The 14652-nt window shown below is 72.2% G+C and carries 12 protein-coding genes; 8 read left to right on the forward strand and 4 right to left on the reverse strand.

The window, feature by feature from the left end; translation table 11 throughout:
- Window positions 1–46: 46 nt before the first annotated feature.
- The 8 genes from ACFWUQ_RS03825 (at window position 47) to ACFWUQ_RS03860 (ending at window position 9575) form a co-directional block, all read left to right on the forward strand.
- Window positions 47–1684, forward strand: a complete 1638-nt coding sequence (locus ACFWUQ_RS03825) for an ABC transporter substrate-binding protein (RefSeq protein ID WP_384532282.1) — start codon at window positions 47–49, stop codon at window positions 1682–1684.
- The gene (locus ACFWUQ_RS03830; RefSeq protein WP_384532285.1) at window positions 1681–2634 is read left to right on the forward strand and encodes an ABC transporter permease; all 954 of its coding nucleotides are present in this window, start codon (window positions 1681–1683) and stop codon (window positions 2632–2634) included. The genes ACFWUQ_RS03825 and ACFWUQ_RS03830 overlap by 4 nt, the downstream gene beginning before the upstream one ends.
- Window positions 2631–3500 (forward strand): ABC transporter permease, encoded by an 870-nt coding sequence (locus ACFWUQ_RS03835; RefSeq protein ID WP_384532288.1) that lies wholly within the window; start codon window positions 2631–2633, stop codon window positions 3498–3500. The genes ACFWUQ_RS03830 and ACFWUQ_RS03835 overlap by 4 nt, the downstream gene beginning before the upstream one ends.
- Before the next feature lie 5 nt (window positions 3501–3505).
- The gene (locus tag ACFWUQ_RS03840) at window positions 3506–4489 is read left to right on the forward strand and encodes an ABC transporter ATP-binding protein (RefSeq protein WP_384532291.1); all 984 of its coding nucleotides are present in this window, start codon (window positions 3506–3508) and stop codon (window positions 4487–4489) included.
- The gene (locus tag ACFWUQ_RS03845) at window positions 4486–5343 is read left to right on the forward strand and encodes an ABC transporter ATP-binding protein (protein WP_384532294.1); all 858 of its coding nucleotides are present in this window, start codon (window positions 4486–4488) and stop codon (window positions 5341–5343) included. The genes ACFWUQ_RS03840 and ACFWUQ_RS03845 overlap by 4 nt, the downstream gene beginning before the upstream one ends.
- Window positions 5344–5808: 465 nt before the next feature.
- A complete protein-coding gene (locus tag ACFWUQ_RS03850; protein ID WP_384532297.1) occupies window positions 5809–7065 on the forward strand; it encodes a family 16 glycosylhydrolase in 1257 nt (418 codons plus the stop codon).
- Window positions 7066–7234: 169 nt separating this feature from the next.
- A complete protein-coding gene (locus tag ACFWUQ_RS03855; RefSeq protein ID WP_384532300.1) occupies window positions 7235–8896 on the forward strand; it encodes a beta-1,3-glucanase family protein in 1662 nt (553 codons plus the stop codon).
- Between the two features lie 463 nt (window positions 8897–9359).
- Entirely contained in the window at window positions 9360–9575 is a 216-nt protein-coding gene (locus tag ACFWUQ_RS03860) for a DUF6243 family protein (RefSeq protein WP_384532303.1), read from the forward strand.
- A 124-nt stretch (window positions 9576–9699) separates the two neighbouring features.
- Here the strand turns inward: ACFWUQ_RS03860 and ACFWUQ_RS03865 are convergent, their stop codons facing one another.
- The 4 genes from ACFWUQ_RS03865 to ACFWUQ_RS03880 form a co-directional block, all read right to left on the reverse strand.
- On the reverse strand, window positions 9700–10818 hold the full coding sequence (locus ACFWUQ_RS03865; RefSeq protein WP_384532306.1) for an LLM class flavin-dependent oxidoreductase: 1119 nt from the start codon (window positions 10816–10818) through the stop codon (window positions 9700–9702).
- Between the two features lie 57 nt (window positions 10819–10875).
- Complete coding sequence (locus ACFWUQ_RS03870; RefSeq protein WP_384532309.1) at window positions 10876–12261, reverse strand: NtaA/DmoA family FMN-dependent monooxygenase; 1386 nt, start codon at window positions 12259–12261, stop codon at window positions 10876–10878.
- A gap of 39 nt (window positions 12262–12300) precedes the next feature.
- The gene (locus ACFWUQ_RS03875) at window positions 12301–13440 is read right to left on the reverse strand and encodes an LLM class flavin-dependent oxidoreductase (protein ID WP_384532495.1); all 1140 of its coding nucleotides are present in this window, start codon (window positions 13438–13440) and stop codon (window positions 12301–12303) included.
- 165 nt (window positions 13441–13605) lie between these two features.
- Complete coding sequence (locus ACFWUQ_RS03880) at window positions 13606–14631, reverse strand: ABC transporter substrate-binding protein (protein ID WP_384532312.1); 1026 nt, start codon at window positions 14629–14631, stop codon at window positions 13606–13608.
- Window positions 14632–14652: the final 21 nt, after the last annotated feature.

Below are 14652 nucleotides of genomic sequence, written 5' to 3' on the forward strand. Positions count from 1 at the left end.
CCATCCCCCCGTGCCCGTCACAACACCCGTAAAGGGGTGGCTCTGCATGCGCATGCCCGGAATCATCGCCTTCGCCTGTACCGCCGCGCTCGCGGCCTCCCTCACCGCCTGCTCCGGTGCCGCCCGGCCGCAGACCGGCACGACCGGCGGCGCCGGCTTCGACGTCACCCCGACCTCCCCGCCCGCCCGGGGCGAACTGGACTCCTTCACCTGGTCGCTGTACGCCGAGCCGTACACCCTCGACTACGCCCTCGCGTACGACTACCCGCCGAACACCGTGCTCGCCAACGTCTGCGAGCAGCTGCTGCGGGTCACCCCGGACCTGAGGATCGAGCCCGGCCTCGCCGTCAAGTGGGACCAGCCCGAACCGGGCACCCTCGTCTACACCCTGCGGCCCGGCGTGAAGTTCCACGACGGCTCCACGATGAACGCGGACGACGTCGTCGCCTCCCTCAGACGCCAGATGGACCCGGCCACCGGCTCCCCCTGGGGCTCCGCCTTCAAGAACGTCGACTCCGTGGAGAAGACCGGTCCGCTGGAGGTGACGATCCGCCTCGGCAAGCCCGACGTCCTCTTCCACGAGCTCCTGGCCGCCTCCCCCGGCACCGTCGTGAGCGCCGCGTCCCTCGCCACATCGGGCAAGGACTACGGCACGCCCAAGGGCGCCCTGAACTGCACCGGCCCCTTCTCCCTCGCGCAGTGGACCCAGGGCGACAGCATCACACTGCGCAGGAACCCGGCCTACTGGGACAAGGAACTCGTCCCGAAGTCCGGCTCCGTGAAGTTCACCTTCATCGAGGACGCCGCCGCCCGTGTCAACGCCTTCCTGTCCGGCACCGCAGACGGCGGCTACATGGTTCCCTCCACCTCCTTCGCCCTGCTGCGGGCCGCGGGGAAGGGCTCGGTCCTCTTCGGCCCCAACACCGCGGCCGCGAACCTCGCCGTACTCGACTTCCAGGGCCCGCTCGGCGACCTCAGGGTCCGCAGGGCGCTGTCCATGGCCCTCGACCGGAAGAACATCGTCAAGGCGGCGGCCGGCGGCGTGGGCGTTCCCGCCAAGGCCCCCGCGGCGCGCGGCGCCTGGGCCCTGGCCCCGGAGCGGACCGCCGCCCTGTACGACACGCTGCCTGAGCCGGTGTACGACGTCGAGGGCGCCAAGCAGCTGGTCCGGGAGGTGAGCGCCGGCGGCCGCACGATCACCGTCGTGACCAGTTCACTGGCGCCCGAGGTCAGTGTGGTCGCCAACGCGGTGCAGGCGGCCGGCCGCCAGATCGGCCTCGACGTCGAGCTGAAGCCCGTCTCGCCCGACGCGTACAGCGGCATCTTCGTCGACCCGGCGGCCCGGAAGGGGATCGACCTGGTCATCACCAACGGCTACGACAACACCCCGGATCCGCTGGAGTTCTACCAGTACCTGCGCACCGGCGACTTCGGGAACTACGGCAACTGGTCCGACGCCGGATTCGACGCCGCCTTCGACCGGGCCAACTCCGAGCCGGATCCCGGCAAGCGCGCCGACCTGACCGCGAGACTCCAGGAGATCGCCCTGCGCGAACTGCCCGTCATACCCGTGTACGAGGCGCCGTACTCGGTGTTCCTCGGCAAGCGGATCACGGGCGCGCCCACCGGCATCGCCCAGCTCTACTACCCGTGGGCCGCGACGATCGGGGCCGCACAGTCATGACCCGCTTCCTCCTCGGGCGGCTCCTGGGTCTGGTGGCCGTGCTGTTCGCGACCTCGGTCGTGGTCTTCGGCGCGATCCACCTGGCTCCCGGCGACCCCGTGACCTTCCTGCTGCACGGCCGCCCCGCGACCCCCGAGGCCGTGGCCGTCCTGCGCGCCGAACACCGGCTGGACGATCCCCTCGTGGTCCAGTACGGCACGTGGCTCGGCGGTTTCCTCAGCGGCGACCTCGGGCGCTCCGCGCAGTACCACCAGGACGTCACCGCCCTCCTCGGCTCCCGGCTGCCCGGCACGGCGCTCCTCGTCGGCTACGGAGCCGTACTCGTCGCCGTCCTCGGGGTGGGCGCGGGCATCCTCGCGGCGCTGCGCCCCGGTCCCCTCGACCGCACGGTGCTCATCGGTACGGGCGTGGCCACCGCCACCCCGTCCTTCGTCACCGCGATCGTGCTCGTCTCGCTCTTCTCGGTCCAGCTCGGCTGGTTCCCGGGCCCCGGCGGCGGCGCCGCGGAGGGCCTCGGCGCCCGGCTCCACCAGCTCACCCTGCCGGCCTTCGCCCTGGCCCTGACCTTCGTCGGCCTGCTGGCGCGGGTCACCCGCTCCGCGCTGCTGGACGAACTCGGCCGCGAGCACGTCGAGGTGGCCCGCGCCCGGGGCGTCCCCGGCCGCACGGTGGTCCGCCGGCACGCGCTGCGCAACGCGCTCGGTCCGGTCGTCACCGTGGGCGGCACCATGCTCGCCGGCCTGGTCATCAGCACCTCGATCGTGGAGACCGCCTTCGACGTGCCCGGGCTCGGCTCACTGCTCGTGCAGTCCGTCACCGCCCAGGACTTCGCGGTGGTCCAAGCGGTCACCCTGCTCAGCGTGGCGGCCTTCGTCCTCGTCAACCTGGCGGTCGACCTGCTCGCCCCCGTCATCGACCCCCGTCTCTCCCCCGGGGAAGGCCCCTCATGACGACCACCCTCACCACGGGGCCGTACCGCAGGCCGGGCCTGCGCGGACTGCGCCTCCTCGGCCGGGGCCCCCTGTTCGCACTCTCCGTCGCGGTGCTCGCCGGCCTCGTCCTGGTCGCCGTGCTCGCACCCGTCCTCGCCCCGTACGACCCCGAGGCCCTCGACCTCTCCGCGAGCCTCGCCGGCACCACCGCGGAGCACCTCCTGGGCACCGACCAGTCGGGGCGGGACATCCTGTCCCGGCTGCTGCACGGCGCCCGCACCGGCCTCCTGGGGCCGCTGCTCGTGGTCGGCGTCTCCACCCTGCTCGGCATGCTGCTCGGTGTGGTGGCGGCCTGGCGGGGCGGCTGGGCGGACGCGGTCCTGTCCCGCTCGATGGACCTCGTCTTCGCGATCCCCGGGCTCATGCTCGCGATCCTGCTCGTCTCCGTCGTCGGCCCCGGCATGACCGCGCCCGTCATCGCCATGTCCGTCGCCTACACGCCGTACGTGGGCCGGCTGGTGCGCGGCCTCGCCCGGCAGGAGAAGCGACGGCCGTACATCGAGGCGTACGTGGTGCAGGGCTGGTCCGGTTGGACGGTGTGCCTGCGCCACCTCCTGCCGAACATCGCGCCGACCGTCTTCGCCCAGTCCGCGATGAACTTCGGGTACGCGCTCATGGACCTGGCGGCACTGTCCTTCCTCGGCTTCGGCGTCCAGCCGCCGACCGCCGACTGGGGCGCCATGATCAACGAGGGCCAGGGGGCCGTCCTCCAGGGCGCGATGCTGCCGGCGCTCGCGCCGTCCGCGTGCATCGTGCTCGCGGTCGTGGCTTTCGCGACCGTCGGCGAGGGGCTCGCCGACCGGATCGCACGGCGGGAGAGGTGAACACCATGACCACGACACTGAACGCGCCCGTCCTGGAGATCGACGGGCTCGGCATACGCCTGGCGGACGACCGGGCCGCCCGGCCCGTCCTGGACGGGGTGAGCCTGACGGTACGGCCCGGGGAGACCGTCGGCCTCGTCGGGGAGTCGGGCTCCGGCAAGTCCGTGGCCTGCCGCAGCGTCCTCGGACTGCTGCCGCCGGGCGCCCGTACCAGCGGGCAGGTCCGGGTGTCCGGACGGGACGTGCTGAGCATGCCCCCGAGGGAACTGGCCGCGCTGCGGGCCCGCGAGGTCGCCATGGTCTTCCAGGACCCGCGCGCCTGCGTCAACCCCCTGCGCAGGGTGGGGGACTTCCTCACCGAGGGACTGCGCGCCTCCGGCTCCCCCGCCGGCCGGGCCGCCGCGCGCGCCGAGGAACTCCTCGACGCCGTCGGCATCCGCGATCCGCGCGGCGCCCTGCGCCGCTACCCGCACCAGTTCTCGGGCGGCATGCTCCAGCGGGTCGTCATCGCCGCCGCCCTCGCCGCCGAGCCGGCCCTGCTCCTCGCCGACGAACCGACCACCGCGCTGGACGTCACCACCCAGGCCGAGGTGATCGCGATCCTGGCCCGGCTGCGGGCCGAGCGCGGCACCGGGATGCTCTTCGTCACCCACGACCTGGAACTGGCCTCGGCGATCTGCGACCGGGTGTACGTGATGTACGCGGGCCGGATCGTCGAGACCCGCTCCACCGACGAGCTCTTCGACCGCCCCCGCCACCCGTACACGGCGGGGCTCCTCGCCTGCACCCCGCGCATCGAGGCGGGTTCGCCCGCGCCCCGGCCCGTCCCGGGCCGGCCGGTCTCACTGGCCGAGGACCCGCCCGGCTGCTCCTTCGCCGCCCGCTGCCCGCACGCGGTGGCGCGCTGCGCACGGGAGAAACCCGAACTGGCACCGCACGGCGAGGGACTGGCCGCGTGCCTCCGCGCCGGGGAAGGAATCCTTCTGTGAGGCACACGGAAACGCACGCTGGGCCGAAGGGCCTGGTCGTCGACGGGTTGCGCAAGCGGTACGGCGCGCACACGGCGGTCGACGGGGTGTCGTTCACCCTGCCGCCGGGCGGCTCGCTCGCGATCGTCGGCGAGTCCGGCAGCGGCAAGACCACTACGGTCCGGATGCTCGTGGGCCTGGAGCGCGCGGACGGCGGCACGGTCCGCCTCGACGGCCGGGACCGCTCGGCCCGTGCCCGGGGCCGGGCCGAGCGGCTCGCCAGGGCCCGGGAGATCCAGATGGTCTTCCAGGACCCCTACCTGTCCCTCGACCCGAGGGTGAGCGTGAACGGCTGCCTGGACGAGGTACTGCGGCTGCACACGGGCCTGGACGCGGCCGCGCGCACGGCACGGGTCGGCGAACTCCTCGACCAGGTCGGACTCGGGGCCCGCGAGGCGGTGTCCCTGCCGCGCGGGCTGTCCGGGGGACAGCGCCAGCGCGTGGCGATCGCGCGCGCCCTCGCGGTGGAGCCCCGGGTGCTGGTACTGGACGAGGCGGTCGCCGCGCTCGACGTGTCGATCCAGGCGCAGATCCTCGACCTGCTGCGCGGGATCCGGCGCCGGTCGGGGATCGGCTACCTGTTCGTGACGCACGACCTGGCGGTCGTACGGCACGTCGCCGACGAGGTGCTCGTCCTCAAGTCGGGCACGGTGCTGGAGTCGGGACCGGTGGACCGGGTCCTCGACGCGCCGGAACACCCGTACACCCGGCTGCTGCTGAACTCGGTACCGAGGCGCGGGCGCGTGCCCGGCGGCGCCGGCCGGACCGGGCACGGCGGCCCGGGACGGGGCCCCGACCCGAGGTCGGTTCCCTAGCGTTTCCCCCGGTCACACCAGCCGGATCGGGCCCACCGCGCGGGCGCGCCGCGCACCGCCGGCTCGCGGAGACGGTCTTCGTCGGGCTCGTCCGACCGGACGGCGACAGCGCGGTGGTCATCCGGATGTGCGCGCTCGCGTAGCGGTGTGCGCCGCGGCCCGCGCACCGACGCGCGGGCCGCGCGCGGCGGGGTGGAGACGCGTGCGCGCACGCCGGCACGTCGGCTTCCGCGCAGATCAAGCCAGCCTTAAGAGAACGTTATGCTGCCGGCTCGAATAGAAAACCGCAGGTCAAAGGGGTGTAGGGGGTGCGCCCAGGTGTTGCCATGGGCATTACACCTCCGGAATACTCACTGGCCGCGGGTGTCGCCGCGTCATCTCTGGGAGCGCTCTCAAGGGACAGTCCGGTAGTGCGCCCGCGCGAACGCCCCTCTCTTCCCATCCCTCAGAAATGGATGCCTGCCCATGGCTGCTGCTCATCGAGCGAGACGTTGGTCCTTCGGCGGGCTGATGCTCGTCGTCACCGCGGGACTGGTGGTCGCGGTGCTCACGTCCTTCGTCGGGCCGGCTTCCCGGGCCGGCGCCGCCGCGGTTGCCGCGCAGACCTGGTCCGACGAGTTCGAGGGACCGGCGGGCCGCGGGCCGGACGCCGCCAAGTGGACGGTGGAGACCGGAGGTTCGGGATTCGGGAACCACGAGCTGCAGTACTACACCAACAGCACGTCGAACGCCGCCCTCGACGGTCAGGGCAACCTGGTCATCACCGCGCGCAAGAACACCGATGCCGGGCTGCAGTGCTGGTACGGGCCGTGCCAGTACACATCGGCGCGGCTGAATACCGCCAAGACGTTCACGCAGGCGTACGGCCGGTTCGAGGCGCGGATCAAGATCCCGCGGGGCCAGGGGATCTGGCCCGCGTTCTGGATGCTGGGCAACGACCTCGGCACCGTGGGGTGGCCCAACAGCGGCGAGATCGACATCATGGAGAACGTCGGCCGCGAGCCCAGCACGGTGCACGGCACGGTGCACGGCCCCGGGTACTCCGGAGCCGGCGGCCTGGGCGCGGCGTACAGCCTGCCCGGTGGGCGGGCCTTCGCCGACGACTTCCATGTGTTCGCCGTGGAGTGGAGCCCGAACTCGATCGTCTGGTCGGTGGACGGCACGACGTACAAGACACTCACCCCGTCGGGCACCAACGGCAACAAGTGGGTCTTCGACCACCCGTTCTTCCTCATCCTGAACGTGGCGGTCGGCGGCGACTGGCCCGGGAGTCCCGATGCCTCCTCGACCTTCCCGCAGACGATGACCATCGACTACGTGCGCGCCTCCGGCAGTGCCGCCGCCGCGCGCCCGATCCGCGGCATCGGCGGTATGTGCGTCGACGTCGCGGGCGGCTCGAACGCCGACCGTACGCCGATCCAGCTGCACGACTGCACCGGGAGCGCGGCCCAGCAGTGGACCGTCGGCGCCGACGGCACCGTCCGCGCGCTGGGCAAGTGCCTCGATGTGGCGGGCGGTTCGACCGCGGACGGCGCCGTGGTCCAGCTCTACACCTGCAACGGCACCAACGCCCAGAAGTGGGCGTACACCGCCGCCCACGACCTCACCAGCATCGGCGCCGGCACGTGCCTGGACGCCAAGGGCAACTCCTCGGCCGACGGTACCCGGCTGCAGACATGGACCTGCACCGGCGGCGCCAACCAGAAGTGGACGGTCGGCTGACCGAACCACGGAGCCGGCAGCGCCCCCTCCCCCGCTGCCCCTCCCGGCTTCCCCTCCCCCGCTGCCCCTCCCGGCTTCCCTTCCCCTTCCCCTCTGACCTCGCCAAGCGCTCTCTCCTCCCCCTCTCGCAGAACGGACCCCCACCGTGCCGGCACGCCACCAGCGAACGATGTCCCGCAGAAAACTCCTCACCGCGGCCGCGGGCCTGGCCCTGGCGGTGCCCGCCGTGGCGACCTGGCTTGAGGCGGACGCCGACGCCTCGACCACCCCGACGCTCCCCCTGGAGCTGGCCAACACCACGGGCAGCAACACGGTGTACGCCTACGTGCTCGGCCGCGACCCGGCGGCCGGCGGGAACTGGGCCTTCATCCGGGCGGACGGCACCAGCCTGTACCACCCGCCGAACCCCGCCAACGACCAGACCCCGCTCGGCGCCGACTGCGCCATCGCCCTCAACGCGTCCGGCGCCGGGGCCCGGAAGGTGACGCTGCCGCGGCTGTACAGCGGACGCATCTACTTCTCCGTCGGCGCGAAGCTCACCTTCCTGATGAACCGCGGCGGCGGCCTGGCCCTGCCCTCGGTGAGCAACCCCGCCGACCCCAACGCGAACGTCCACCACGACTTCTGCGAATTCACCTTCAACGCCGACCAGCTGTACGCCAACATCACGTTCGTCGACATGGTCTCGCTGCCGATCGCCTTCCAGTTGGAGACCGGACAGGGCACCCAGACGGTGCGCGGACTGCCCGCCGACGGGCTGTCCCGGGTCGCCGCCGCGCTGCGGGCCCAGTCCGCCGCCGACGGCAGCGACTGGAGCAGGCTGATCGTCAACAGAGGCGGCGCCGACCTGCGCGTGGTCAGCCCCAACCTGGCCATCCGCGGGGACAACGCACTGTTCCGCGGCTACTTCGACAGCTACGTCGACGAGGTGTGGAACAAGTACCGCTCCACCGACCTGCGCATCGACACCCAGTTCACCTGGGGCACCGTCACCGGCCGGGTGAACGGCGACACGCTCACCTTCCCGGGAGTGGGCAGCTTCGCCAAGCCGTCGACCCTCTCCATCTTCTCCTGCAGCGACGCCCCCTTCACCACGGGCAACGACCTGATGGGCAACCTCAGCGCACGGCTCGCCGCCGCCTTCAACCGCACCACCCTGCTGGACAACCCCCACCAGCCGACCGACGAGAACCCGGCCTCCTTCTACACCCGTCCGCGGACCAACCACTACGCCCGCATCCTGCACAACACCACCCCGGACCACCTCGGGTACGCCTTCCCCTACGACGACGTCCACCCGGCCGGGGTGGACTTCGAGGGCAAGGTCCAGTCCGGCAGCCCCGGCCGCTGGACCATCACCGTCGGCGGAACCGCCGGCGGAGGCGCTACGCCGACACCGACTCCCACCGCCACAGCCGGCGGGGTCAGCGCCTTCGCCACCATCCAGGCCGAGGCGTTCAGCTCCCAGTCCGGAACCCAGGTCGAGGCCTGCTCCGACGCCGGCGGCGGTTCAGACGTCGGCCGGCTGTCCAACGGCGACTGGCTCACATACTCCTCCGTCGCCTTCGGCACCGCCGGCGCCACCCGCTTCAACGCCCGCGTCGCGTCCGGCGCCGCCGCGGGCGTCAGCGGCCTGGTCCAGGTCCGTCTCGGCAGCCCCACCGCGACCCCCATCGGCAGCTTCGCCGTCGGCAGTACCGGGGGCTGGCAGACCTGGCGCACCGTCCCCGCCGACATCAGCCGCACCACCGGCACCCATGACGTCTACCTGACGTTCACCAGCGGTCAGCCCGCCGACTTCGTCAACCTCAACTGGTTCACGTTCGCCTAGTGCCGTGCGGGACCCGCCCCGGGCCCTGTCGGCGAAGCGGCCGAGCCGGCCGGACTTCGACGACAGGGCCCCAGCGCTGGGACAGGGACCGCCGTGCCACGACCAGGACCTCGCGCAGGACGCAGACCTTCTCGGCGCTCAGGTCGGCGGTCCGCGGCGGCCCGCCCCTGAGGGCTGCCGGAACCGATCGGGAGGGGCGGTCACCCGTGTTTCTCGTCACGGCAGGCACGCGGCCGGATCCTTCGCGGGGAAGCACAGACCGCCGCGGGCCCGGCCGAGGCCGGGTGACGGTGGGCTTGGCGCGCGGGGCCGACGGGACCCGGTAACGTCTTTGTCATGTTCTTCCAGACGCCGATTCCCGAGTGAGAGCGTGACGGGCCCCTGCTGACGTGCTCTGACGTCGCCGGGCCCGTCCCCCGCCGATGAGTCCGCAGACCATTCCACATCACCACCGGGAGAACCCGTGACCGACAGCAAGAACATCAACAACCCCGTGGGCCAGGGCGGCGGCAAGCGCAAGAAGCTGTCCCGCGCCGAACGCCAGAACAACGGTCCGCACCGCAACCTCGACCGCAAGGGCGCCGCCGACCAGAAGGCGGAGCTGGTCCGCAAGATGCGCGAGAAGACGGACGCGTCCAAGACCGCCGAGAACCCGCCCACCGACACCCCCGAGAACTGACCGCCCGCCCCCGCGACGGGTTCCTGCGGCTGAGCACCCCGACGGCTTCTCCAGCTCGGGCACCCACTACGTGAACACCGTGCCGAAGGCCTGACCTCCGCCCCCGTGCTGCCCGGCGGGCATGTCAGCGGCGGCGCCATTCCTCGGCCAGGAGGCGGTAGGAGCGGACCCGGTCGGCGTGGTCGTGCGTGATCGTGGTGATCAGCAGCTCGTCGGCACGGGTGGCCTCCTGGAGCCGTTCGAGGTGGTCGGCGACGGTCCGCGGCGAGCCGACGAACTGGGTCTCCACCCGGTCGGCCACCAGCGTCCGGTCCGCGTCCGTCCAGGCGCCGGTCAGCGCCCGCGCCTGGGCCGGGGAGGGGAAGGGGATGGCGCCTTCGGCCGTGCGGATGCCGTGTACCCAGGGTGCGTATCCGGCGGCGAGTTCGCGGGCTGCGGCGTCGTCCTCGGCCACGACGACGTCGGCGGACACGGTGACGTACGGGCGGTCCAGTTCGGCGGAGGGTTTGAACGCGGTCCGGTAGCCCTCGGCCGCCTCCAGCACGCTCGCCGGGCTGATGTGGTAGCTCGCGGCGAACCGCAGGCCGTTGCGGCCGGCCGTCTCGGCGCTCTCGCCGCCGCTGCTGCCCAGGATCCACACCTGTACGTCGGCCCCCTCGCCGGGCACGGCGTGCGCCTCGGCGCCCTCCGCGGACCGGTACTCGCCGCGCAGCAGCGCGAGGACGTCGCCGACCTGCTCGCCGTAGTCCGGCGGCCGGGCACCGGGCAGGTTCAGCAGCTTCTGCTGGAGCGTGAACCGGGGATGGTCCGACAGGTGGGCGAAGGAGAAGCGCTCCGGGATGCGCAGCCCGTTCGGGGTGTATCCGACGAAGGGCTCCGCTCGCACGGCCGTCTGCTGAGGCCGGCCGGCCGAGCGGCCCAGGCCCAGGTCGAGGCGGCCCGGGTGCAGGGCGTCGATCAGGCCGAACTCCTCGACCGTCGACAGGGCCGTGCGGTGGCCGAGCTGTACGGCCCCGGAGCCGATCCGGATGGTGGAGGTGGCGGAGGCGGTCAGGGCCAGCACCACGGCCGGGGAGGTCCCGGCGACACCGGGGTTGAGGTGGTGCTCGGCGAACCAGTAACGGGAGTAGCCGAGGCGTTCCGTCTGCCGTGCCAGGTCGATGCTGTTGTGCAGGGCGTCGGCTGCGGTGGAGCCGGAAGGGATCGGGATGAGGTCGAGGACTCCGAGGGGGATGCCGGACATGGCCATGTCTCCTTGAGATCGGTGAAGGGGGTGACGGCAAGATCCGAAAGAGACGGCCTAGTGCCGTGGCCGGAAAGGTCTGCCGGCCGGCCGGGCAGTCGGGACGTCGAGTCCGAGGTGGTCGCGCAGGGTGGTGCCGGTGTACTCGTCGCGAAAGACGCCGCGTTCCTGGAGGAGGGGGACGACGGTGTCGGCGAAGCCCTCCAGTCCGTCCGGGGTGAGGTGCGGGACCAGGATGAAGCCGTCGGCGGCGTCCGCCTGCACCAGGCTGTTGACGGACTCGGCGATGGTGGCGGGAGAGCCGACGAAGGTCTGCCGGGCGGTGCTGGCGATCACCAGCTCGCGGATGGAGAGGTTCTCGGCCTCGGCGAGCTCGCGCCACTGGCGGGCGGTGGCCTGCGGGTCACGGAACTGCCGTACGCTCGCGCGGCCGAGCGCGATGGTGTTCTCGCCGGGGTCGGGGTCGACGTCCGGGAGCGGTCCGTCCGGGTCGTAAGCGGACAGGTCACGGTTCCAGACGTGTTCCAGGTACTTGATCGCGCCGGCCCCGCTGACCTGCAACCGGCGTACCTCGTGGGCGAGTTCGCGGGCCTCGGCGTCCGTGTCGGCCAGGACGAAAGTGGCGGCCGGCAGGATCAGCAGCTCCTCGGGGCGACGACCGTAACGGGGCAGGCGTCCCTTGACGTCGGCGTAGAACTGCCGGCCCTCATCCAGGGCCGCGTACCGGCTGAAGATGGCGTCGGCGCGGGCGGCCGCGAACTCGCGGCCCTCGTCGGAGTCCCCGGCCTGGAAGATGACCGGGCGGCCCTGGGGACTGCGGGGCACGTTGAAGCGGCCCTCGATGTCGAAGTGGCGGCCCTGGTGGGAATAGGCTCCGGCGCGCGCGTCGCGAAGGAAGGTTCCGGAGACGGGATCGGCGGCGACTTCGCTGCCGTCCCAGGAGTCGAACAGCTCCGTGGCGGTGGCCAGGAACTCCCGGGCGCGGGTGTAGCGCTCCTCGCGGGGCAGGAAGCCGCCGCGGCGGAAGTTCTCGCCGGTGAAGGCGTCCCAGGAGGTGACCACGTTCCAGGCGGCGCGTCCGGCGGAGAGGTGGTCGAGGGTGGCGAACTGGCGGGCCACTTCGTAGGGCTCGTTGAAGGTGGAGTTGATCGTGCCGGTCAGGCCGAGATGTTCGGTGACGGCGGCCAGCGCGGCGAGCACGGTGAAGGTGTCCGGCCTCCCGACCACGTCCAAGTCGTATATGTGTCCGCCTTGTTCGCGCAGGCGGAGTCCTTCGGCGAGGAAGAGGAAGTCGAACTTGGCACGTTCGGCCGTCTGAGCGAAGCGGACGAAGGAGTCGAACTCGATGTGGCTGCCGGCCGCGGGGTCGCTCCACACCGTGGTGTTGTTGACCCCGGGGAAGTGGGCGGCGAGATGGATCTGCTTGAGCGGCTTCGTGCTCATGGTGTCCTTTCGGGTCCGGCTCCGGGTCCGGGTCCGAGGTCAGGCGGGGAGGGCGGCGTAGCGGTTCGCGGGGCGTTCCAGGCCCAGCAGCCCGCGCAGCGAGGTGGCCTCGTACGTCCTTCGGAACACGCCGCGCCGCTGGAGCTCGGGCACCAGACGGCGGGTGATGGCGGGCAGGTCGTGGGCGATGACGCCCGGACGCAGCCGGAAGCCGGTCAGGCCCGCTTCCCACCACTCCTGGACCAGGTCCGCGAGTGCGGCGGGGGTCCCGCTGAACGCCGCGGCGTCGGTGGGGGCCGGGGCGCCGGCGAGCTCGTCCAGCCAGTCGCGGCGGGCGGCGGCCGCCGCGCCGTCCTCGTCCAGGAACACGGTGAGGTCTGCGAAGACGTGCCGCGGGCCGGATGGCGAGCGCGGCGCGGCGGTCGCGGCCCGCGCTTCGTCCAGGTCGCGCGGGGTGACGTACACGAGGTCGACGAGGCCGGCCCGGGGGGCCACCGTACCGGCCGAGGCGGTGACCAGGGGCTGGCCCTGGGGCGGACGCGGGGTGATCGACGGCCCCCGGACGTTGAAGTGCGGTCCCTTGAAGTCGATGTAGTGCAGCTTGTCCCGGTCGACGAAGCGGCCGGTGGCCGTGTCGCGGATCTCCGCGTCGTCCTCCCAGCTGTCCCAGAGCCGCCGCACCACCTCCACGTGGTCGGCGGCTTCCTCGGCCGGCTCGCCCACCGGCGCCGGGAACTCCCGCCGCCCGAAGTTCCGGGCCTCGTGGAGAAGTGCGGAGGTCTGCACGCGCAGGCCCGCCCGTCCGCGGCTGACGTAGTCGAGCGTCGCTATCGCCTTCGAGATGTGGAAGGGCTCGGTGTGGGTGGCCGTCACGCTCGGCACCAGGCCGATGTACCGGGTCAGCGGCGCGATTCGAGCGGCTGTCAGCACCGCGTCCAGCCGCCCGCGCACCTGGTCCGTGCGCACGTCGGGCTCCGCCGGCGCGGACGACTGGAGGGCGAGACCGTCCTCAAGCGTGACGAAGTCCAGCAGTCCGGCCTCCGCCTCGGCGACGGCATCGGCCCAGTACCGGGCCGTGAACAGTTCCGCGGGCCGGGCGCCCGGCTCCCGCCAGGCCGCCGGGTGCCAGCCGGCGCCGTCGAGCGCGACGGCGAGGTGCAGTTCGGACACGTCGAACAACGCCTTTCTGATCACCGTGGTGAAGGAGGGAAGGAGGGGGAGGGGGAGCCGCGGTAACAGGGGCCGGAGATCCTCCGGGACCGTCTCGGAGAAACGCTACGTCGCACGCAGCGGAGGAACAATGACGGCAGTATTAAAGGCATTTGGCAGTCTTGCGTCGGCGGCTCACGAGGTGGTCAGCGGCAGGCCGGGCGGATCGACCTCGGAGGTTTTCACGGCCTCCTCGGACAGGTTCCACGCCGCCAGCAGCTGCGCGTACTGCCCGTTCCGGATCAGGTGGTTGATGGCCGCCGCGACAGGATCGGCCAGCTCGCTGCCCTTCTTGGCGGTCGCCGCGATCAGCCCCTGCAGGGTCTCCCCGGCACCGGAGACCTGGCCCGCGTTCCGGGTCGGTGTACTGCTGCTGGCGGTCTGGGTGATGTGGTAGGCGCTGGACGGGTTCGGCACGAAGGTGATGTCGATCTTCTTGCCGCTGAGCGCCAGGTAGCTGCTGTTGCTGTCCGGGAAGTACTTGACGTCGATGTCCTTGCCCTCGGACCGCAGCCTCGCCTGCCACTCCAGGAGGATCTTCTCCTGGTTGGTGCCCCGGGCCACCGCGACCGCTCTCCCCGCGAGGTTGCGGTAGTCGCCGCCGAAGTTCCAGGGGCTGTCCTTCACCACCTCGAAGGCCAGGTTGTCCTGCCGGTACGAGGCGAACTCGTACTTCTTCTTCCGCTCCTCGGTGACGGTGACGTTGGTGAAGGCCACGTCGACCTTGCCGCTGTCGATGCCGACGAACAGGTTCTCCCAGGTGGAGTTCTTCACCACCGGCTTCAGCCCGAGCGTGGCGGCCACCAGCCGTCCGAGGTCCGGCTCCGCGCCGGTCAGGGTCTTCTGGTCGGTGCCGACGTACGCCAGCGGCGGGAACCCGGTGGGCAGTGCGCCCACCCCGATGACCAGTTCCCCCCGTTCGCGGACGGCTTCGGGCAGCCTCGCCCGGAGGGACTCCTCCACGGGGACGGTGAGCTCGGTCTGCTGCGCGGCGCCGTTGGACAGGGCGCCGACGGTGACCGTGGCGGGGCCCGCCGCACCGCCGGCTCCGGCGGCTTGGGCGGCTCCGCTCCCGCCGCCGCAGGCGGTGAGCGCGGCGACGAGAGTCGTGGCGGTGGCGGCGGTGGCGAGCGCTCTGCGGAATGAATTCATTCGGTGCATGGAATGGCGTTCCTTCGATCA

Source organism: Streptomyces sp. NPDC058662 (assembly GCF_042716255.1).
Taxonomy (GTDB): Bacteria; Actinomycetota; Actinomycetes; order Streptomycetales; family Streptomycetaceae; genus Streptomyces.